Here is a 21,157-nt window from a genome sequence, read left to right as displayed (position 1 = left end):
CGCACCCGCCGACGTGGCGTTTGGTGCGCGGAGCGAGGGGCAGGCGGAAGGCAGTGCTTCGGAACGGAGGCACGTCCGTGGGAGAGGCTTCATTCGCCCCGGGTGTGCCCTGACGCGGCACGTGCCCGCACTCCCACGGTGACCGTGCGACCCAAAGCACAGGCAAGGGAGTTGTGACGCACTATGCCAACGGACGCAGCACGTCCCGAGGAAGCCACGGCGGTCCCCGACGGCACCTCGTCGGGCGACACCACGCGCCGCGAGCGCCTGCACCACGGCCGAACCACCCCGCACACCCCGCACGCGCAGCGCGCGGCGGCACCGACGCGCCTGTCCGGGAGGCAGTCCCCGGCGCGGCGGCAGCGCGCCAACCGGCACCCCCACGACGACGCCCCGGACACCGCCGCGGCCTTCGGCAGGCTGTGCGAACTTCCGCACGGGCCCGAGCGGGACGCCCTCAGGGAGGAGATCGTGCGGGCCTGGCTGCCGATGGCCGAACGGCTCGCGGGCCGGTTCCGCAACCGCGGCGAGTCCCTGGAGGACCTGCGCCAGGTCGCCGCCCTCGGCCTGGTGAAGGCCGTCGACCGCTACGACCCCGAGCGCGGCAACGCCTTCGAGAGCTACGCCGTGCCCACCGTCACGGGCGAGATCAAACGCCACTTCCGCGACCACATGTGGACCCTGCACGTGCCCCGGCGCGTCCAGGACCTGCGCAACCGCGTGCGGTTCGCCTGCCAGGACCTCTCCCAGACCGTGTCCGGGCGGGCCCCGACCATCGCCGAGATCGCCGAGCGGGCCGGGATGAGCGAGGAGGACGCGGCCACCGGCCTGGAGGCCCTCGACAGCTTCACCGCGCTGTCCCTGGACGCCGAACTGCCCGGCAGCGACGACGGCTACGCGCTGCGCGACACCCTCGGCGGCCCCGACCCGGCGCTCGACGTCGTCGTGGACCGCGAGGCCGTCAAGCCGCGCCTCGCGGCGCTGCCCGAGCGCGAACGGGCCATCCTCTACATGCGGTTCTTCGGCGACATGACGCAGAGCCGCATCGCCGAGCACCTGGGGATCTCCCAGATGCACGTGTCCCGCCTGATCAGCCGCTGCTGCGGGCGGCTGCGGGACGAGATCACCCGTGATCTGGCGCGGCACCCGGCCCGCCCGCACCCCGTCGCGGCCGGCGAGGTCACCCGGGACGCCGCATAGCCAGAGCGATATGACGGGACATCACATCCACGGCGCGCGCCTCGGCCATCGAGAAGGCGAGGCGCGCGCCGGTCCTGAACAGGCTGAGCACCCCCTCGGGCGGGCCGCCCGCGTCCGCGGTCAGCGCCACGCACAGCAGGGACGTCACCTGCGCCCGTACGAGCACCGGCACGCCGGACGCGTCCCGGCCGAAGCCGTCCTCGGGGTGCGGCCGCACCTGGAGGGCGGGCGCCCCGCAGCGCACCGCCTCCATGACCAGCGGGCAGTCGGCCGGGTCGAGCGCGCGGACGTCCGCCACCGGCCCGCCCGGGGGCCCCAGGACCGTGGTGCGGCGCGGCCGCGCCCCGCCCTCGTCAGTGATCACCCAGTCCGCGAACGTGCCGTGCAGCACCTCGGCGGCGCGCCGCAGCACCTCGGCCGGGTCGCCCGGCGGGACCGTGAGCAGCGCCGCCGTCATCGCGTCCGACAGTTCGAGGAGCTCGGCGTGGCGGGTCGCCTCGGTCAGGTCGGGCACGTGGCCCCGCAGCGGGCCGAAGGAGCCGTGCCCGGCGGAGCGGGGCTCGCCAGCCTCCGCGGGCTGCAGGACGGCGAGGACCACCGTACGGGGCTCCGTGCCGGGCCGCAGCGCGGTCAGCGTCGCCCGCAGCGGCTGCTCGGGGCGCGGCTGGAGGCGCACCGTCAGGCTCCGGTCGCCCTCGCCGCGGGCGACCGCCGCGGCCTGCGAGCGGAACGCGATGCCGTCCGACGGCGTGAGGAACCCCGACAGCGGGCGCCCGGTGGCGTATCCGCCGCGCACCCCCGTCAGGCCCGTCGCCGCGACGTTCATGCGCCGCACCACGGTCTCGCCGTCGACGAGCACCACGGGAAGGGGGAAGCGCTGGAAGACCGCGCGCAGCAGCCGCTGCTCGTCGCGGTCCGAGGAGGCGGCCGCCGCGCCGCCGTCCACCGCGAGCCGCTCGAACCCCGGCCACAACCGCTCGGCCGCGTGGTCCAGTTCGAACAGGGCCGCGTCGAGCATGGTGGCGAGGTCTCCGGCCGGCACGGCACGGGACGCCTTCAACTCCGCGACGCGGCGCACGAAGTCCGCGAGCTCCTCACCGTACTCATCCGTCTGCGCCATGCGTCGAACGTAGCCGCTGCGCCCGTTTTCCGGAGGCTTCCGGGGGAAGCCGCACAGGTGGGAAGCAAGGAGGAGAGCGACATGCCGATGCCGATCGGACCGGAAGGACCGGAATCCGCACTGCCCCAGCGCAGGCTGTCCGAACTCGCCGAACAGGCCGTTCGGTGCACCGCCGCGTGCTGCGGCGCGGGCACCACGGTCACCGACGGCGGCGACGAGCTGCCCACCGCCGTCACCCACCCCGACCTCGCCGGGCTCGTCTCCGTCCAGCTGCGCTCCGGAGAGGGGCCCATCCCGGCCGCGCAGGAGCGCGGCGCGCCGGTGGACGCGGGCGACCTGCTGCGCGACGAACGCTGGCCCGAATACCGTGCCCTCGCCCTCGAATCCGGCGTCCGCGCCAGCGTCACGCTGCCGTTCCGGCGCTCCGGCCTCACGCTCACCCTCAGCCTGTTCAGCTTCCGGCCGCGCAGCCTGGACGACGTGAGCTGCGGCCCCGCGCAGGCGCTCGGCGCCCTCGCGACGACCGGCCTCGTCCGCGACCGCCACTACCGCGCGGCCCTCACCGAGCTGGACCACCTGGGCGAGGCGCTGCGCACCCGGCCCGTCGTCGACCAGGCGCGCGGCATCATCATGCACGTCCTGAGCTGCGACGCGGACCAGGCCTTCGCCCTGCTGCGGCGCATCTCCCAGACCACGAACCGCAAGCTCTCCGAGGTGTCGGCGGCCCTGGTGGACTCCCGCGGCCGCGGCCTGGAACGGGAGCTGACCTCCCTGGCGCGCGTGGCACGCACCGGCTGACGGCCCCTTCCCGGCGCGCCGGGGTTAGCCCGTCCGGCGCGGGAGGACGAGCGCGCGGCGCGGTCAGCGGCTCGAATGAGTGCATGCGCACTTCCGTCCCGCTGACCCTCGCCCTCCCGCTGGCCCTGTACCCCCTGCTCGCCGTCGTGCCGCCCGCCCACGCGGAGGGCGGCACGGCCGCCGAGGTCACCCCGGCGCGCGCCGCGCCCGGCGAGCAGGTCACCGTCTCCGTCGCCTGCCCGGCCACCGGCACCGCGCCCCCGCAGACGATGGAGGCCGCCTCCCGGGCCTTCGAGCAGGGCAGCGCCACGCTCCAGCGCGTACCGGACGACCAGAACCGGAGCCCCGGCGCCGTCGGCTACCAGGGCACCGCCCGCATCGCCCCCACGGCGGGCTCCGGGGACGGCGGCCCGGACGTCGCGGGCCCCGCGTCGGAGTGGTCCGTGGACGGCGTGTGCCCCGACGACGGGCCGTGGCAGGCCACCTTCACCGTCACCCGGGCCGCGCCGGGCCCCTCGCACACCGCGCCCCCTCCCGCCGCGCCGCACGGCGTCCACGCGGGCGGGGGCGGCGCCTTCACCGACTCGCCCGCGGCCCTCGCCGCCGGCGGCCTCCTGGTGGCGGGCGCGTGCGCCGCCGCCGTCCACCGGCTGCGCCGCGACCGCGCCGCGCGCTGACCGCCGTACGGAGTAAACCTGACGGACCACCACCCACCCGACGATCGAGCGGCGCCGCCGTGGGTACGCACAGACCCGACGGCACGCGGACGGTCACACGGGTGGCCAGGCGAGCGCACGGAGGTGCCCATGCGGCGGACGGACCACGCGGGGCGCGGCCGCGTCCGGTCGGGACCGCCCCTGCCGGAGCCGGGGCTGCCGGTCCTGCCGGAGCTCGCCGCCGTCGTCGCGGCCGCGGCGGGCCACAGCCACGCGCCCCCGCCCGGCGGCGGCCCGGCGCTGCGCGCGGCGGCGAGCGGCTACTGGGAGCGCCGCGGGCTGCCGACCGGGCCGGAGCACGTGGCCGCCGCGCCCGGCGCAGGGCCGCTGCTGCTCGCCGTCGCCGCGGCCCTCGGCGGCGACGTCCTGCTGCCCCGGCCGTGCGCCGCCTGGTGGGAGCCCCAGGTGCGGCTCCTCGGCCGCTCCGTCTACCACGTGCCGACACCGGCCGAGTGCGGTGGCGTCCCCGACGCGTACGCCCTCCTGGAGACCGTGCGCCGCGTCCGCGCCGAGGGCGGCGTGCCGCGGCTGCTCGTGCTCTCCGTCGCCGACGACCCGACCGCCACCGTGCCGCCGCCCGACGCGGTCCACGAGGCCGTCGAGGCCGCGGCGGGCGAGGGCCTGCACATCGTGAGCGACGAGACGTGGCGCGACACCCTGCACCACCCGCGCGACACCGTCCTGGTCGGCCCCGCCGCGATGGCCCCCGACCGGGTCACCGTCGTCAGCGACCTCGCCGGGGCCTTCCTGCCGCCCGCGCTGCCCGCCGCCGTCGCCCGCTTCCCCGCGGACGGCGCGGGCGCCGCGCTGCGCGCCCGCGCCCTCGACGTGCTCACGGCCCTGGGTGCGACCCCGGCCGTGCCGGTCGCCGCCGCGGCGACGTACGCGCTCGGCGAGCCCGGCGAGGTCACCGCGCGCCTCGCCGCCGCGAACCGCCTGCACGCGCGCCTCGCCGCCGCGCTGCGCGAGGCCGTCGTCGGCGCGGGCGCGCTCGCCCGGCCGCCCGCCGCGGGGCGGCACGTGTACGCCGACCTCGGCCCGCTGCGCGCCGCGCTCGCCGCCCGCGGCGTCACGGACGCGCAGGAGCTGGAGGACCACCTCCAGGAGCGGCTCGGCCTGCCCGCACCCGGCAGCCACCGCTTCGGCGACGACATCGACGCGCTGCGCGTACGCCTGTCCACCGGACCGCTCCTGGGGCCGGACCCCGCGGAGCGCGGCCGTGCGCTCAGCGCCCCAGAGCCACTGGAATCGCCGTACGTGGAGCGGGAGTTGGCCGGGATCGCCGCGGCCTTCGACGAGCTCCGCGCAGAAGCACAGCGATGGGAGCCTCCTCGGTGACGCAGACACAGCAGCAGCTTCAGGGCACGGAGCGGGCACGACGGACGCGCACGGCGGACGCGACGGACACGACGGACGCGACGGAGGTGATGGGCGTGATGGGCACGACGGACGCGATGGACGCGATGGACGGGCCGGGCGGGGCGGACGCGACGGACAGGCCCGGCGCGGCGGACGCGCCCGGCTCCGGGCCCGCCACGGCCCGCGCGGCGGCCGCGCCCCGCTCCGGACCCGCCACGGTCCGCCCGGCGGCCGCGCCCGCGGCCGGGGCCGCCCCGGCCCGCCCCCGTGACCTCGCCGAGGCGGGGCGCGCGCGGACCGGCCCGTCCGCCCCGGACGCACGCGGTACCGCCACCGCCCGCCGCCCGCCCGCCCCGGTGTCCGTGCCCGGCTCGCCGCGCCTGTGGCCCAGGTCCTTCGCGGACCGGCTCAGCGCGCCGCTGCCGGGCCTGCGCGCCTTCGCGCGGTTCGCCCGCGAGGGCGCGCTGCGGCCCGCCCCCGCGGGCCTCGCCGACATCCCCCGGCTGCCCTTCGCCCCGGGGCCGCTGCCCCGCGTCGACGCCCGTACCGTCGCGGTGACCTGGGCGGGCCACGCCAGCTGGGTCGTCAGGATCGGCGGCCTCACCGTCCTGACCGACCCCGTCTGGTCCCGGCGGATCCTCGGCACCCCCGCCCGGGTCACCCCCGTCGGCGTGGCCTGGAGCGCCCTGCCGCGCGTCGACGCCGTCGTCATCAGTCACAACCACTACGACCACCTCGACGCGCCCACCCTCAAGCGGCTGCCGCGCGACACCCCGCTGTTCGTGCCCGCGGGACTCGGGCGGTGGTTCGCCCGGCGGCGCTTCACGCGCGTCACCGAGCTCGACTGGTGGGAGAGCGCCGAACTCGACGGCGTCCGCCTCGGCTTCGTGCCCGCGCACCACTGGTCCAAGCGCGGCGTGCGGGACACCTGCCGGAGCCTGTGGGGCGGGTGGGTGCTCACCGACGGGGAGGGGCAGCGGGTGTACTTCGCCGGGGACACGGGGTACGGGCACTGGTTCGCGCGCATCGGGGAGCGGTATCCCGGGATCGACCTGGCGCTGCTGCCCATCGGGGCGTACGCGCCCCGGTGGTGGCTGCGGGACGTGCACTGCGACCCGGAGGAGGCGGTGCGGGCGGCGCGCGACGTGGGGGCGCGGCGGATGGCCCCCATGCACTGGGGCACGTTCCTGCTCTCGGCCGAGCCCGTCCTCGAACCCCTGGAGCGGGTGCGCGCCGCCTGGGCCGCGGCGGGCCTCGCGCCCGGCGACCTCTGGGACCTGCCGGTGGGCGGTTCGCGGGTCCTGGGTCCCGGCTAGGAGGCCCGCTCCGACCGGGCGCCGCGCGGCCGCAGGCGGCGCCACAGGGCCGGGGCCGTGCTGATGACGACGGTGAGGCCCACCGCCAGGGCGACGCCCTGCCAGGGCTCCTTGAAGAGCGAGCCGCCGAGGATGCCGATGAGCTGGTAGGTGACCGCCCAGGCGAGGCACGCGGGGAGGTTGCCGCGGGCGAACCGGCGCAGCGGCATCCGGGCCAGGAGGCAGGCCAGCATGACCGGAAGGCGGCCCGCGGGGACGAGCCGGGACAGGACGAGGACCAGGACGCCGTGGTCCTGGAGCTTGTCCTGGGCGCGGGCGAGGCGCTCCTCGGGCGCGCGGTCGCGGATCGCCTCCAGCCAGCGCGACCCGTTCTTCGAGCGCATGCCGCGCTGCCCGAGCCAGTACAGGGCGACGTCACCGGTGAACGCCGCGAGCGAGGCCACGCCGAACACGACGAGCAGCGCGAAGGGCGAGGTGTCGGTCTGGTGGAAGGCGACCACCGCGGCCGAGCTGACCAGCGCCCCCGTCGGCACCACCGGCACCAGCGCGCCGACCACCACCAGCAGGAAGAGCGACGGATAGCCGACCGCCTGCTGGGTGGAGTCCGGCGCCACCTGGGCCGCGGCGGCCAGCATCATCGGGCGGCCTCCGGCCGGACGCTCTCGCCGTGCGCGAGGCGGTGCACCGCCACCTGCGGCGCCCGGCGCGCGGCCTGCCGCACGAACTCGTCGCCCGGCGTGTGGAACTCGTGCGGCCGCACCGCGTCCATGCCGATCGGCCAGTACGTGCCGTAGTGCACCGGCACCGCGCTGCGCGGCGCGATCCGGGCCAGGGCCTCGGCGGCGCGGGCCGGGTCGAGATGACCGTGGCCCAGATAGGGGCCCCAGCCGCCGACCGGCAGGAGCGCCACGTCGACGGGGCCGACCTCGTCGGCCATCGCGTCGAACAGGCCGGTGTCCCCGGCGAAGTACGTCCGGGCCGCGCCCTCGACGACGTACCCGAGGGCGGGGGAGCGGTGCGGGCCCACCGGGAGGCGGCGGCCGTCGTGCAGCGCGGGCACCACCCGCACGACGACGCCCCCGTCGCCGACGGGCACCTCGTCCCCCGGTGCGACCTCCGTGAACCGCAGGTGGGACAGGCGGCGGAGCCCCGGCACCGAACGCGCGGCGCCGCGCGGAACCAGTGCCCGGGTGCCGGGCGCCAGGCGGGCGAGGGAGGGCACGTGCAGATGGTCGGCGTGCAGATGGGACAGCAGCACGACGTCGGCCACCGCCGCCTCGGGCGGCGGGAGGGCTCCCCGGCGGCGGCGCAAGTGCGCGAGCCTGCGCACGAAGAGAGGATCGGTCAGGACCCGCGTCCCGGAATCCTCGACCGTGCAGGTGGCATGGCCCCACCAAGTGACCGTGACGTCCGGCCGCACCCGTTCCTCCTTCGTGTGACTGTCTCCGAGCCTACGGCCAGGAGTAGTGTCGTCGGCTGACGGCAGAGGTGAGGGGCATGCCATGGGAAACACCTGCGGGGGGCCGGCCCGCGCGGTGCGGGTCGCCGCCATCGCCAGCCTGACGCCTCTGGAGGAGCTGGACAGCGACCCGTTCCTCGTCGACTCGCGCAGCCAGCACGCCATGTGCGCGCGCTGGGCCGCCGCCCACGGCTACGTGGTGACCCGGGAGCTCGTCGTGCACGGCCTGCGCGCCGACCACGCCGTCTTCTGGAACGACGTGGACGCGGGCCTGGTGGACCTGTTCGTGGTCCCGTGCCGCCGAGTTCTGGAGCGGGCGCTGCGGTCCGCCGACGAGTTCACCGCGGAGTGCGCGCGGCGCGGCGTCCGCATCGAGACCGCGGGCTTCGAGGAGCCCTGCTACGACTCCCACATGAAGGCCCGCGTGCACCGCCGCCTCTCCATGCCGACGGCGGGCTACGACGGCTGTTGAGCCCCGCCCCGGGCGCCCTGCCGCCTGCGGGACCCCGGCCTGTGACAGGCTGAGGGCAAGGTCAGGACGTGAGGCAGGCGGAGCGCGGTGCGTGGTGGTCGGTGGCGGACGGTGGGGCGCGGCCTCGGGCGGGTGATCGTCGTCTGGGCGGTGAGCACGCTCACGATGCTGGTCCTCGCGGGCATCCTGCCGGACTTCAAGCTCCAGTCCGACGACGGCGACAGCGCCACCCGCATCGCCGTGACGGCGGCCCTCGGCGCGGGCGCCTTCGGTCTGCTGTCCGCCCTGGTGTGGCCGCTGCTCGTACGGGCCCTGCTGCTCGTCCCCGCCCTGGTCATCGGCCTGCTCACCTTCTTCCTGAACGGCTCGCTGCTGCTGCTCGCGCTGCGCCTCATCCCCGACGGGCGCGGCGACGCGAACGCCGAGACCGCCGTGGTCGTCGCGGCCGTGATGTCGGCGGTGGCGTCCGCGACGGGTGGCGCGCTCGCCGTCCGCGACGACGACGCCTACCGGCGGCGCCTGTACCGCCTCGCGGACCGAAGACGCCGCCGCGCCGCGGACCCGCACCGCCCCAGCACCCCGGGCACGGTCTTCCTCCAGCTCGACGGCGTCGGCCACGACGTCCTGTGCCGCGCGGCGCGCAAGGGCGTGACGCCCACGATCGCCCGCTGGCTCGGCGCCGACGAGGGGCCCGCCGCGCGGCCCACGCACCGGCTCACGCCGTGGCGCACCGACTGGTCCAGCCAGACCGGCGCGAGCCAGCTCGGCATCCTGCACGGCAGCAACCACGACGTGCCCGCCTTCCGCTGGTACGAGAAGGACACCGGCGAGGTCATGGTGTCCAACCGGCCCGCGTCCGCCGCGGAGCTCCAGCGGCGCGCGATCGTCCGCACCGGCGACGGCGGACTGCTCACCCACGACGGGGCCAGCCGCGGCAACCTCTTCAGCGGCGGCGCCGGGCAGCTCGCGCTCGTGCTCTCCATGGCCGCGCGGCGCGGCCGCGAGAACCGCTCGCGGGCCGGGTACTTCGCGTACTTCTCCGATCCGGCCAACGCCGTCCGCACCGCCCTGTCCTTCGTCGCCGAGGTCGGCCGCGAGATCGGCGAGTCGACCCGCGCCCGGATCCGCCGGCGCCGCCCGCGGGTGAGCCGGGGCGGCCTGTACCCCTTCATCCGCGCCTTCGCCACCGTCGTGGAGCGCGACGTCGTGGTCGCCGCCGTCATCGGGGACATGCTCGCCGGGCGGGCCGCCGTGTACGCCGACCTCGTGGCGTACGACGAGGTCGCACACCACTCCGGGCCCACGAGCGGCGACGCCGAGCGGGTCCTCAGACGCCTCGACCGGTCCCTCGCGCTGCTCGCCCAGGTCGCCGAGCACGCGCCCCGGCCGTACCGCATCGTGCTCCTCTCCGACCACGGCCAGAGCCCCGGCGAGACCTTCCGCGCCCGCTACGGCCTGACCCTCGGCGACCTGGTGCGCGCGGGCTGCGGCCTGCCCGTCCCGCGCCGGGCCCGCCGCACGCACAGCGACGCCGAGGCCCGCTCGGCCGTCCGCGCCGCCCTGCGCAGGCCCGTGGAGGAGGGCACCGGCGAGCACCGGCCGCGCCGCCTCGCCGAGCCCATCGTGCTCGCCTCGGGGAACCTGGGGCTCGTCTCCTTCCCCGACGTGCCCCACCGCATGACGCGCGAGGAGATCGACCGGCGCCACCCGGCGCTCCTGCCGACGCTCGCCAACCACCCCGGCATCGGCTTCCTGCTGGTGCGCAGCGCGGACCGCGGGCCCCTCGTCCTGGGCGCGCGCGGCGCCGAGGTGTATCTGGACGAGCTGCCCGCCGACGCGGGCCCCACCGCCCTCGGCCCGCTCGCCGACTTCGGGCCCGGCGCCGCCGACGCCGTGCGGCGCACCGACGGCTTCCCGCACACCGCCGACATCATGGTCAACTCCGTGTACGACCCGCTGGACGGCGAAGTCCTCGCGTTCGAGGAGCAGATCGGCTCGCACGGCGGGCTCGGCGGCGCCCAGTCCCGGCCGTTCCTGCTCTCCCCGCTCGTCCTCTCGCCGCCCGTCGCGCAGGGCGCCGAGGGCGCCGACGGCACCGCCGAACTCGTCGGCGCGGAGGCCGTGCACCAGGTCCTGCGGCGCTGGCTGCGCGAGGCGCACGGGCCGGAAGTGCCCCGCGTCACACCCGTGGATGATCGCCTTCCGGACCCTGCGGCACCGACAGCATTTCCCGCCGCCGACCAGGTCGTACAGGACAAAACGCAGTGATTTTGCGGCGTGCCCCCGGTGCCCGACCATGGGCCCGCGCCCGGTGATCCCGGGCCCCGGCACGACGAGAGGCGCACCACCCCATGCACGACACCGGAACCGCACCACCGTCGGCTCCGGCCCCGCAGCAGGACGCGGAGACCGCCGCGCCGCACGACGACGGCAAGCACGCGCGCCGCTTCGGACTCCCCATCGCCACCTGCCTGGTCATGGGCAACATCATCGGCGGCGGCATCTTCCTGCTCCCGGCCTCCGTCGCGCCCTTCGGCACGATCAGCCTCGTCGCCTTCGCCGTCCTGACCGCGGGGGCCATCGCGCTCGCCCTGGTCTTCGGCCGCCTCGCCGAACGGGACCCGCGCACCGGCGGCCCGTACGTCTACGCGCGTGAGGCCTTCGGCGACTTCGCGGGCTTCCTCGCGGCCTGGTCGTACTGGATCACCACCTGGGTGTCGAACGCGGCGCTCGCCGTCGCCGCCGTCGGCTACTTCGACGTCCTGGTGCCCGTGACCGACCACAAGTGGACCGCCTGTCTGGCCGCGCTCGGGCTCCAGCTGCTCCCCGCGCTCGCCAACCTCGCCGGGACCCGGTACGTCGGCGCCGTACAGCTCGTCGCCACCGTGCTCAAGTTCCTGCCGCTGCTGCTCGTCGCCTTCGGCGGGCTCTTCTTCTTCGACCCGGCGAACCTCGGGCCGTTTCGCGCGAGCGACGACGGCGCGCTCGGCGCGGTCTCCGCCTCCGCCGCCATCCTGCTCTTCTCGTACCTGGGCGTGGAGTCCGCCGCCGTCAGCGCCGGCGAGGTGCGCGACCCGCGGCGCAACGTCGGCCGCGCCACCGTCCTCGGCACGCTCGGCGCCGCCCTCGTCTATCTGCTCGGCACCCTCGCCGTCTTCGGCACCGTCGCGCACGACAAGCTCGTCGGTTCCACGGCGCCGTTCACCGACGCCGTGAACGCGATGTTCGGCGGCTCCTGGGGCGGCACGGCCGTCGCCGTCGCCGCGCTCGTGTCCATGGTCGGCGCGCTCAACGGCTGGACGCTCCTGAGCGCCCAGACGCCGTACGCCGCCGCGAAGGACGGCCTGTTCCCGAGCGCCTTCGCCACCAAGCGGCGCGGCGTGCCCACCGTCGGCGTCCTCGTGACCGTGGTCCTCGCCTCGCTCCTGACCGTGTACAACTACACGGCGGGGCCTTCGGGGGTCTTCGAGGTCCTCGTGCTCGTCACGACGTTCACGGCCACCGTGCCCTATCTGCTCGCCACCGCCGCGCAGCTCTACTTCCTGGCCTCGGGGCAGCGCGAGCGGGTGCGCCGCGGGCGTCTGGTGCGCGACGCCGTGCTCGCCTCGGCCGCGTTCGGCTTCTCGATGTGGCTGGTCGCGGGCGCCGGGTACACGGCCGTCTACCAGGGCGTCCTGTTCCTCTTCGCGGGCGTGCCCGTGTACGCGTGGATGGCGGCCCGCAAGAAGCGGGCCGCCGACCGCTCTCCCTCCTAGCCGGTCCTGCCCCGGCGCGTCACCGCGCCAGCGGAGCCATCACCCAGCGCCGGGTCCTGAAGCCGTCCTCGGGGCCGATCTCGATCAGCTTGCGGGCGGCGGGGTACGCCTCGTTGCCCACCACCTCGTAGCCCACGCGGAACGTGCCGGGCACGTCCCTGACCTCGGGCCGCCGCTCCCGCGCGAGGGCCGCGCCGAAGTCGCCGTCGTCGGCCGCGCCCCGCACCGCGAGGTCGGTGAGCAGCCGCTCCTGGGCGAGCGCGAGGGCCTCCCGCGGGTCGCGCGGGGCCGGTGCGTCGGCGGCCCGGGCGCCTTCGCCGGTGGGCGGCGCCACGCGGCTGCTGGGCTCGCGGGCCGTGCCGGTCGCCGTGCGCGTGGACAGCTGGGCCTGGACGACGGTGCCGTCGTTGTCGAGGCCGACCCGGATCACCCCGCGGTCCGGGCTGATGACGGGCACGCCGTCGAAGGCCTGGCGGAAGGTGACGTGCGTCTGCAGGCTCGTCGGGACGCCGATCTCCGAGCCGTCCTTCGTGCCGGAGTTCTGCATCAGGTCGTGCACGCTGTCGACGACCAGCTCGGCGCCCTCCGCGTGCCGCTCGGCGAAGGCCCGCGCCAGCTCCACCGCGCGCTCGGTGGGCAGCGGCGTGGCGTTGCGGTGGTTCGGCTCGGCGAGCCGCACCCAGCGCACCGCGTGCGGACCCGTGGAGACCGTGCGGTCGCCGGACGCGGCGCTCAGCACGCCCTGCCGCTCGACCTGCACCTCTTCGAGGGCCGCCGCCGGGAACTCGGCGATGCGCCCGGCCGCGGTCAGCTCGGCGCTCGGGTCGCGCGGCGCCAGCTGGACGATCTGCGCGCCCTGCGGCGCCTCGGTCGGCTCGCCGGCGAGCGAGGCGCGCGCGTAGTACCAGCGCCACGCGTACCAGTCGTCCGGCACGGCGTCGCGGAAGAAGTTGCGCTCGGTGTTGAGCCGGTTGACGGCCTCGGCCTGGGTGGCGCCGACCGCGCACACGGACGGGGCCTGGCCGTGGTAGATGTCCCAGCTGCCGTTCAGCCACGCGTCGCAGAACGTCTGCCCGGACCGCCACTTCTCCCAGAACTTCCGTCCGTAGTCCGGGTTGTCGATGCTGACGGTCTCGAAGCCGAAGAGCATCCGGAAGCCGAGGTTGGGCCCGCCCCAGGTGCGGATCGGGGAGTGCCCGTCGAGCACCCGGAGCGACAGACAGGTCGACCAGAAGACGTACTTCGCCTTCTCGTTGCCGAGCGCCATCCGGTTCGAGTACGCACGGGTGCGGCCGTCCCAGGCCGCGCCGAGCGGCGCGATGAAGACGCCGCCGCCGTCCATGGTGCCGTGGCCCGAGTGGTACACGGCGCAGACGGCGTCCATGCCGTAGCGGTCCTGCCAGTTGTCGTACGTCTCCTCGTACGCCCACACCTGGACGCCGCCGTCGGCGAACCAGAAGTTGCGGTCGTAGAACTGCTGGAGGTACGCGAGGAAGCCGGTGGCGTCCTCGTGCGTGTACGACAGCGGCGAGGCGTCGGCGAACTTCTCGACGCTGAACGCGCCCCACCAGCCGAACGTGGAGTCCCGGTCCCCGGTCGCGCCCGGCTTCTCCGGCTCCAGCGGAGACGGACCGCGGTCCGCGTAGTTCATGCGCATGGCCTTACCCCCTGGGTTCTCCCCGTCGCGTGGCTGAACCGCACGCGGTCGAGGGGGCCTAAAAGTGTCACTGCCGAAGGGCCTTGCCCAGGTGACATTCCGGCCATAGGGAACACGCCACGGAGGTGCCGCGCCGCCCCTGTGGCCCCGCCGGCCAGGGCGTTCGCCGCCCCGGTGTTCGTATCGGCCGCGCGCACCAGCGCGGCCCCCTCGAACACGGTGAGGGGGCCGCGCGGTTGGCGGAAAACGGAGGCTGTCTACTTGCCGTCTACCGGCCGCGGTAGGCGTCGAGAATCGTCACGCTCGACGCGTTGCCCTGCCGGTCGGTGACCTCGGCGCGGAAGGAGACGCCCTTGCCGCGGGCCGGGTTCGTCACCTCGGCCTTGCCGCCGGTGACCGTCAGGGCGGTCCACGTACGCCCCTTGTCGTAGCTGACGTACGCCTTCAGGGACGCGAGGTTGCCACCGGCCGCATGGCCCTGGACGGTGACCGGGACGGACTGTTTCACGCCTGCGGGGGCGCGGCTGTCCAGACCCACCTTCGGCGTGAACCGCACGGTGGACACGGGCAGTTTCTCCTCCCCGTCCACGTGCCGGGAACGGAACGTCCAGCTCGCCTCCACGCGCGAGGACACCGCCGCGAGCTTCGGGGAGCGGGTCACGGAGGCCGTCAGCCGGTACTCCGCGTCGCCCGCCGGGACCTTGAAGGCCTCGGCGCCCGTCACCGCGCCCTTCTTCTCCGCGACCTTCACGCCGTCGCGGTACAGGACCGACTTCTCGGTGGTGTAGCGCGTCCAGCCGGGGTTGCCCCGGCCGTCGGCGACGACCGGGAGCCGGCCGCGCAGCTCGTCGCCCTTGCGGAAGACACCGGTGCCGGAGTCGAGGCCCGGTCCGAACACGCCGGTGTTGAACGTCCGGGTGGACGTCGTCCCGGCCCGGAAGGCCCGCGGCGCCGTCTCGTAGGAGCCCTCCAGGACGCGGTCGCCCTCGGCGTCCTTGTCGCCGTACTGCTCGAAGCCGACGCCCCACCGCGCGCCGTCGCGCGCGGACACGTACGCCGTGGTCGTGCGCGGCAGCTTCTGCGGCGCCAGGATCGGCGAGATGCCGCCCGCCTCGGGGAGGTATCCGGCGACGGCCAGGGAGCCCCACCGGCCGGGGGCCGACGTACCGGAGCGGATCTTCAGGGTGGCGAAGTCGGCCTTCTGGAGGTGCCGGGTGTAGCCGGTCGCGAACTTGGTGACCTTGCCGCCGAGCATGACGTCGTAGCGCGTGTCCGCGCCCTTGCGCCAGGTCCCGAGCCACTGCTGGCCGAACCCGGCGGGGACCGCGGGGCCGAGGTGCGCGGTGCGCAGGCTGGAGAACTTCGAGATGTTGAGGGCGCCCAGCTCGTTGCCCGCGTACGCGTACCGGGCGTCGAGGAAGACCAGCTTCGCGGTGCGGTCCGCGATGCTGATGTCGACCGGCTTCGCCGCGCGGGCGTCGAGCGTCACGGTCGTCTTCTTGTTTACCACGAGCCGGGGCTGGACCAGCCAGTCCGTCCCCTTGTCGGGGTCGCGGGGGTCGACGTAGACGGCCGTGTCCAGCAGGTACGTCCCCTTTGCCACGCGGAGCCTGACGGTCCCGGAGGCGTCGTCCACCCAGTGGTTCTGGCCCTTGTCGCCGCCGGTGAGGCCCTGGAGCAGGGTCAGGTAGTGCGGCGCGGGCCGCCCGTCGCGGCCGACGGTCTTCAGCGTCACCTCGTGCCGCTCGATCTCGCGCTCCACGACGGCCGCCGTGCGCACGCTCTGCCCGCCGCCGGTCGCGGTGACGTACGCCGCGTACGTGCCGTTGACCGAGCCGCCGGGCCGGGTGTCCGCGATCAGGTCGACCGCGGCGGTGCCGCCCGCGGGGACCGTCAGCTCGCGCTTGCTCAGGGCGAAGAGCCCCTCGGGCGCCGGGCGGCCCTTCGGGTCGGTCGCCGCCACCGCGAGGCCGAGCGTGACGTCCCGGTCCCCGAGGTTGCGGTACGTGAGCTTCTTCGCGACGGGCTTGTCGTCGGTGTGCGGCCACAGCTGCGTGCCGAAGTCGAGCGACGTCGGCCGGGCGATCACCGTCTGGTCGACGGCCTTGTCCACGGCGATCCGGCCCGAGCCCTGCTCGAAGGGGCTGTACGCGCCGCCCCGCGCGGACGCCGTCAGGGCGCCCTTCAGCTCCGCCTGCTTCCAGGTGGGGTGCCGCTGCTTGAGCAGCGCGGCGGCGCCCGCGGCGTGCGGGGCCGCCATGGAGGTGCCGGAGATCGTCAGATAGCCCTCGGGGCCCTGCCCGACCTCCTTCTCGATCCGGCTGCCCGGGGCGGCGGCCGCGGTGATGTCCACGCCCGGCGCCGTCACGTCCGGCTTGATCGTGCCGCCGTCCCCGATCGGGCCCCGGCTGGAGAACTTCGCGAGCTCGTCGGCGTCGTCGACGGCGCCCACGGTCAGCGCGGCCTTCGCGCTGCCCGGGGAGCCGACGGTGCCGGGCCCGAACTCGCCTTCGTTGCCCGCCGAGACGGCGAACAGGACGCCCTTGGCGGCCGACAGCTCGTCGACCGCGGCCTCCAGCGGGTCGGTGCCCTCCGAGTCCCCGCCGCCCAGGCTCAGATTGACCACGTCGGCGCCCTGGGCCGCGGCCCACTCCATGCCCGCGACGATGCCGGAGTCGTCGCCGAAGCCGTCGTCGTCGAGCACCTTGCCGCTCAGGACCTTCGCGCCGGGCGCGACGCCCTTGAGCTTCCCGCCCGACGCGGCGCCCGTGCCCGCCGCGATGGACGCCACGTGCGTGCCGTGCCCGAGGCGGTCCTCGACGTCGGCGGCCGAGCTGAAGTTCTTCTCGGCGACGACCTGGTCCTTGAGGTCGGGGTGCGCGGAGTCCACGCCCGAGTCCAGGACGGCGATCTTCACGCCCTTGCCGTCGTACCCGGACCGCCAGACCTCCGGGGCGCCGATCTGCGGCACGCTCTTGTCCAGGCTCGCCTCGCGGACGCCGTCGAGCCACACCCGGCGCACCCCGGGGGCGTACCCGCGCGCGTCCGTGAGGGTGCGCCACAGCAGGGCCGCGTCCTGGCGCGGGGTGCGGACGGCCTCCGCGTTCAGGGACGGCAGGACGCGGCGGACCGTCGTGTCCCCGGCAGCCCGGACACCGGCCCGGGCGCCGCGTGCCGCGCCCGTGTAGCCGACGATCAGTTTCAGGCCCTTCTTCTGGGCCGTGCGGGTGGCCTTCCGGCTCAGCTCCGTGAGGTCGAACAGCCGCCGGTCGACGCGCCCTTCGGCGATGAGCCGCCGCGCGTCGTACGGCAGGACCAGCGTGTGGCCGCCGACCGTCTGGGTGCGCACGGGTATGTGCTCGCGGCCCTTCGCGGGCACGAAGCCCCGCACGCGGCCCTCGGCGTCGACGGCGACGCGGTCGCCGGTGACGAGGGTGAGCCGGTGCGCGGCCCCGTCCTTCGACGACAGGACCGACGACAGGGCCGACGACAGGGCGGGCCCCGCGGCGCCTCCGGAGGCCGCCCGGCCGCCCTCGGCCGCCGCCGGTCCCGTCAGGCCCGCCGTCAGCGCCGCGGCCACCGCTGTCGCGACGGTGACCGCGCCCGCTCTCGTGGGACGGCTTCTGCGACGGCTTCCCCGGCGACTTCTGTGCTCATTTCGGTGATGGCGCACATTTCCCCAATCGAGTTCAACTTTGTTACGTAGACGATCAGTTGAGGCGCCAGGTTCATTGTGCGACGGTGGTGCGCGCCCTCCGGGCGCCCGCCGGGACCCCCTCCCGGGTGATCCTTCTTACGGCTCCGTACTGACCCCGTACGCCGCGATTTCCCCCGGAGTGTGATCGGATGGGGGTCACGGAACTTCACCGAAGGGATTTGGCATCGTGGCTACCACGCGCTCCGCACACACGGTCTGGGAAGGCAGCCTGACCGAGGGCTCCGGCACGGTGACCTTCGACTCCTCGGGCATCGGGCAGCAGGCCGTGTCCTGGCCGTCCCGCGCCGAGGAGGCGAACGGCAAGACGAGCCCCGAGGAGCTCATCGCCGCCGCGCACTCCAGCTGCTTCTCGATGGCCCTGTCCCACGGCCTGACCGGTGCGGGCACCCCGCCCACCAAGCTCGTCACGTCCGCCGACGTGACCTTCCAGCCGGGCACCGGCATCACCGGCATCCACCTCACCGTCGAGGGCGAGGTGCCGGGTCTCGACGAGGCGGCCTTCACCGCCGCCGCCGAGAACGCCAAGGCCAACTGCCCGGTCAGCCAGGCGCTCACGGGCACGACCATCACGCTGTCGGCGAAGCTGGCCTGACCCGCAGCCCGCACCGCGGCCAAGCCGCCGACCCCGCGCGCCGGGGCGGCGGCTTCGTCGTGTCCGCGGCCCCCGCCGGGCCCGCACGGGCCCGGCCCCGTACGCGGCATTGACAAGAGCCCGCTCAAGTTTTGTGCTGGAGGGCGGAGTGGCACCGCGTCGGAAGGGGTTGTTGGACATGGCACGTGCGGTCGGCATCGATCTCGGCACGACCAACTCCGTGGTCGCCGTCCTGGAGGGCGGCGAGCCCACCGTCATCGCGAACGCGGAGGGAGCCCGCACCACCCCCTCGGTCATCGCCTTCGCCAAGAGCGGCGACGTGCTCGTCGGGGAGGTCGCCAAGCGCCAGGCGGTGACGAACGTGGAGCGCACCGCCCGCTCCGTCAAGCGCCACATGGGCGACCCAGCCTGGAGCTTCCCGCAGAGCGGCACGGTGGACGGCCGCCGGTACACCGCGCAGGAGCTGTCCGCGCGCGTCCTGCAGAAGCTCAAGCGGGACGCCGAGTCCTACCTCGGCGAGGACGTCACCGACGCCGTGGTGACCGTGCCCGCGTACTTCGACGACGCCCAGCGCCAGGCCACCAAGGAGGCGGGCGGGATCGCGGGCCTCAACGTCCTGCGGATCGTCAACGAGCCGACGGCCGCCGCGCTCGCCTACGGCCTCGACAAGGGCGACGACCGGACCGTCCTGGTCTTCGACCTCGGCGGCGGCACCTTCGACGTGTCGCTCCTGGAGATGGGCGAGGGCGTCATCGAGGTCAAGGCCACCAACGGCGACACGCGGCTCGGCGGCGACGACTGGGACCAGCGCATCGTCGAGCACCTCGTCCGGCAGTTCAAGAACGCGTACGGCATCGACCTGGCCCAGGACAAGATGGCGCTGCAACGCCTGCGCGAGGGCGCCGAGAAGGCGAAGATCGAGCTCTCCTCGTCCAGCGAGACCGACATCAACCTGCCCTACATCACGGCCTCCGCGGACGGGCCGCTGCACCTCGCCGAGAAGCTCACCCGGGCCCAGCTCCAGGAGCTCACCGGGGACCTGCTCGACCGCTGCAAGGGCCCCTTCCAGCAGGCGGTCAAGGACGCGGGCGTCCCGCTCTCCGCGATCGACCACGTCATCCTGGTGGGCGGCTCCACCCGCATGCCCGCGGTCACGGACCTGGTCAGGGAGCTGACCGGCAAGGACCCGCACAAGGGCGTCAACCCCGACGAGGTCGTCGCCCTCGGCGCGGCGCTCCAGGCGGGCGTGATCCGCGGCGACGTCAAGGACGTCCTGCTGCTCGACGTGACGCCGCTGTCCCTCGGCATCGAGACCAAGGGCGGCATCATGACCAAGCTCATCGAGCGCAACACGACCATCCCCACGCGCCGTTCGGAGACCTTCTCCACCGCCGAGGACAACCAGCCCTCGGTCGGCATCCAGGTCTTCCAGGGCGAGCGCGAGATCGCCGCGTACAACAAGAAGCTCGGCGTCTTCGACCTGACCGGGCTGCCGCCCGCGCCGCGCGGGGTTCCCAAGATCGAGGTCACCTTCGACATCGACGCCGACGGGATCATGCACGTCTCGGCGAAGGACGAGGCCACCGGGCGCGAGCAGCGCATGACGGTCACGGGCGGCTCGGCGCTGCCCAAGGACGACATCGACCGGATGGTCCGCGAGGCCGAGCAGTACGCCGAGGAGGACCGCAAGCGCCGCGAGGCCGCCGAGACCCGCAACCAGGCCGAGCAGCTCGTCTACCAGACCGAGCGGTTCCTGAGCGAGAACGGCGAGCGGATCCCCGCCGACACCAAGGCCGAAGTGGAGGCGGCCGCCGCCGAGTTGAGGAGCGCCCTCGACGGCGGCGACACCCACGCCGTCCGCGCGGGCACCGAGAGGCTCGCCACGGTCAGCCAGAAGATGGGGCAGGCCATGTACGCGGCCGCGGGCGCCACCGGGAGCACGGCGCCGCCGCGGGACCCCGGCGCCCGGGGCCCCGCCGACGAGGGCGTGGTCGAGGCGGAGATCGTCGACGACGAGGAGGCCGGGAAGGGCGACGACAACGGGGGGAAGGGCGAGCGCGGCCCCGGCGCCTCCTGAACGGTCCCGGCTACCCCCGGTCCTGGAGGTACTCGACCGTCGCCGGGTCGGCGGGCAGCAGGGTCTCGACGGCCAGCTCGGCGACGGTCACGTCCATCGGCGTGTTGAACGTCGAGATCGAGGAGATGAAGGACAGCACCCGGCCCTCGTGCTCGATCCTGAGCGGCAGCGCGAAGTGCGGCACCTGCCCGTCCGCCGCCGTGTCCTCGCCCGGGTCGAGGACCGGGTAGGCCGCCACCTCCTCGTACAGGGCGCGCAGCGCGCCCGACCGCTGGAGCGCGATCTGCCACTCCATCTGGTGCAGCAGATGCCCGCGCCACTCCCGCAGGTTGCGGATCCTCGGGGCGAGACCCTCGGGGTGCAGCACGACCCGCATCGCGTTCAGGGGCGGCGCGAGCAGGTGCTCCGGCAGGCCGTCGAGGAGCGAGGCGATGCCGCGGTTCGCGGCGACCACGTCGTACGTCGCGTCGACGACCAGGGCCGGATACGGCTCGTAGCCCTGGAGCAGCCGCTCCAGGCCCGCGCGCAGCGCGCCCATCGACGGGTCGTCGAGCGGGGTCTGCCGGAAGCGGGGCGCGTAACCGGCCGCGAGCAGCAGCGCGTTGCGCTCGCGCACGGGCACGTCCAGGTGCTCGGCGAGCTTCAGGACGAACTCCTCGCTCGGCTTGGAGCGGCCCGTCTCCACGAAGCTGATGTGCCGCGCCGAGGAGTCCGCGCGCAGCGCCAACTCCAGCTGGCTGACGCGCCGCTCCTGGCGCCAGCCGCGCAGCAGCGCGCCCACCGCGGAGGCCGTGCCCACGTCGGAGGCGGTGCCCGCGCGCCGGGCACCGCCTTTGCCGTTGTGCCTGTCGGGAGCCAGAGTTGTCATACCCCTGACGGTAATCGAGGAGCCCCGCATGGCGAACGCGAAGAAGAGTG

At 75.1% G+C, this 21,157-nt stretch carries 16 protein-coding genes; 10 read left to right on the top strand and 6 right to left on the bottom strand.

Annotated elements, in window-relative coordinates:
- The first annotated feature begins 183 nt into the window (after positions 1–183).
- Entirely contained in the window at positions 184–1,200 is a 1,017-nt protein-coding gene (locus AC5WAM_RS09045; RefSeq protein WP_495522243.1) for an RNA polymerase sigma factor SigF, read from the top strand.
- On the opposite strand, the gene AC5WAM_RS09040 is transcribed toward AC5WAM_RS09045, so the two are convergent.
- Positions 1,181–2,320 carry a PAS domain-containing protein gene (locus AC5WAM_RS09040; RefSeq protein ID WP_495522242.1) on the bottom strand — a complete coding sequence of 380 codons (1,140 nt, stop codon included), beginning with the start codon at positions 2,318–2,320 and terminating at the stop codon, positions 1,181–1,183. The genes AC5WAM_RS09045 and AC5WAM_RS09040 overlap by 20 nt on opposite strands.
- 81 nt (positions 2,321–2,401) lie before the next feature.
- On the opposite strand from AC5WAM_RS09040, the gene AC5WAM_RS09035 reads away from it, so the two are divergent.
- The 4 genes from AC5WAM_RS09035 to AC5WAM_RS09020 all read left to right on the top strand — a co-directional run bounded on the left by AC5WAM_RS09035 (position 2,402) and on the right by AC5WAM_RS09020 (position 6,509).
- Positions 2,402–3,118, top strand: a complete 717-nt coding sequence (locus AC5WAM_RS09035) for an ANTAR domain-containing response regulator (RefSeq protein ID WP_366793121.1) — start codon at positions 2,402–2,404, stop codon at positions 3,116–3,118.
- Positions 3,119–3,201: 83 nt separating this feature from the next.
- The gene (locus tag AC5WAM_RS09030) at positions 3,202–3,795 is read left to right on the top strand and encodes a hypothetical protein (RefSeq protein WP_495522241.1); all 594 of its coding nucleotides are present in this window, start codon (positions 3,202–3,204) and stop codon (positions 3,793–3,795) included.
- Between the two features lie 129 nt (positions 3,796–3,924).
- Positions 3,925–5,172, top strand: a complete 1,248-nt coding sequence (locus AC5WAM_RS09025; RefSeq protein ID WP_495522240.1) for an aminotransferase class I/II-fold pyridoxal phosphate-dependent enzyme — start codon at positions 3,925–3,927, stop codon at positions 5,170–5,172.
- Between the two features lie 125 nt (positions 5,173–5,297).
- Positions 5,298–6,509, top strand: coding sequence for an MBL fold metallo-hydrolase (locus tag AC5WAM_RS09020; RefSeq protein WP_495523539.1), 1,212 nt, complete (start codon positions 5,298–5,300; stop codon positions 6,507–6,509).
- Here AC5WAM_RS09020 and AC5WAM_RS09015 read toward each other — a convergent pair.
- Together AC5WAM_RS09015 and AC5WAM_RS09010 are read right to left on the bottom strand one after the other, a co-directional pair.
- Positions 6,506–7,144, bottom strand: coding sequence for a DedA family protein (locus tag AC5WAM_RS09015; protein WP_495523538.1), 639 nt, complete (start codon positions 7,142–7,144; stop codon positions 6,506–6,508). The genes AC5WAM_RS09020 and AC5WAM_RS09015 overlap by 4 nt on opposite strands.
- Complete coding sequence (locus AC5WAM_RS09010; RefSeq protein WP_495522239.1) at positions 7,144–7,929, bottom strand: MBL fold metallo-hydrolase; 786 nt, start codon at positions 7,927–7,929, stop codon at positions 7,144–7,146. The genes AC5WAM_RS09015 and AC5WAM_RS09010 overlap by 1 nt, the downstream gene beginning before the upstream one ends.
- An 82-nt stretch (positions 7,930–8,011) precedes the next feature.
- Here AC5WAM_RS09010 and AC5WAM_RS09005 point away from each other — a divergent pair, with 82 nt between their 5' ends.
- From AC5WAM_RS09005 to AC5WAM_RS08995, 3 genes are all read left to right on the top strand, one after another.
- On the top strand, positions 8,012–8,440 hold the full coding sequence (locus AC5WAM_RS09005) for a recombinase family protein (protein WP_172382678.1): 429 nt from the start codon (positions 8,012–8,014) through the stop codon (positions 8,438–8,440).
- A gap of 87 nt (positions 8,441–8,527) precedes the next feature.
- Positions 8,528–10,708 (top strand): phage holin family protein, encoded by a 2,181-nt coding sequence (locus AC5WAM_RS09000; RefSeq protein ID WP_495522238.1) that lies wholly within the window; start codon positions 8,528–8,530, stop codon positions 10,706–10,708.
- An 83-nt stretch (positions 10,709–10,791) separates the two neighbouring features.
- The gene (locus AC5WAM_RS08995; protein WP_495522237.1) at positions 10,792–12,195 is read left to right on the top strand and encodes an amino acid permease; all 1,404 of its coding nucleotides are present in this window, start codon (positions 10,792–10,794) and stop codon (positions 12,193–12,195) included.
- A 19-nt stretch (positions 12,196–12,214) separates the two neighbouring features.
- On the opposite strand, the gene AC5WAM_RS08990 is transcribed toward AC5WAM_RS08995, so the two are convergent.
- Complete coding sequence (locus AC5WAM_RS08990; RefSeq protein ID WP_495522236.1) at positions 12,215–13,846, bottom strand: DUF6345 domain-containing protein; 1,632 nt, start codon at positions 13,844–13,846, stop codon at positions 12,215–12,217.
- A gap of 274 nt (positions 13,847–14,120) precedes the next feature.
- Positions 14,121–17,432, bottom strand: a complete 3,312-nt coding sequence (locus tag AC5WAM_RS08985) for a S8 family peptidase (protein ID WP_495522235.1) — start codon at positions 17,430–17,432, stop codon at positions 14,121–14,123.
- A gap of 304 nt (positions 17,433–17,736) precedes the next feature.
- Here AC5WAM_RS08985 and AC5WAM_RS08980 point away from each other — a divergent pair, with 304 nt between their 5' ends.
- Together AC5WAM_RS08980 and dnaK are read left to right on the top strand one after the other, a co-directional pair.
- Positions 17,737–18,162, top strand: a complete 426-nt coding sequence (locus AC5WAM_RS08980; protein ID WP_138962621.1) for an OsmC family peroxiredoxin — start codon at positions 17,737–17,739, stop codon at positions 18,160–18,162.
- A 178-nt stretch (positions 18,163–18,340) separates the two neighbouring features.
- Entirely contained in the window at positions 18,341–20,239 is a 1,899-nt protein-coding gene (gene dnaK / locus AC5WAM_RS08975) for a molecular chaperone DnaK (RefSeq protein WP_495522234.1), read from the top strand.
- Between the two features lie 10 nt (positions 20,240–20,249).
- Here the strand turns inward: dnaK and AC5WAM_RS08970 are convergent, their stop codons facing one another.
- Positions 20,250–21,107: a helix-turn-helix domain-containing protein gene (locus AC5WAM_RS08970; protein ID WP_495522233.1), complete on the bottom strand. Its 858-nt coding sequence runs from the start codon at positions 21,105–21,107 to the stop codon at positions 20,250–20,252.
- Between the last annotated feature and the right edge of the window lie 50 nt (positions 21,108–21,157).

It is taken from the genome of Streptomyces sp. JLYT201 (assembly GCF_059448825.1).
The sequence above is the reverse complement of the archived record's forward strand: the minus strand, read 5'-3'. Positions and strand labels throughout refer to the sequence as shown.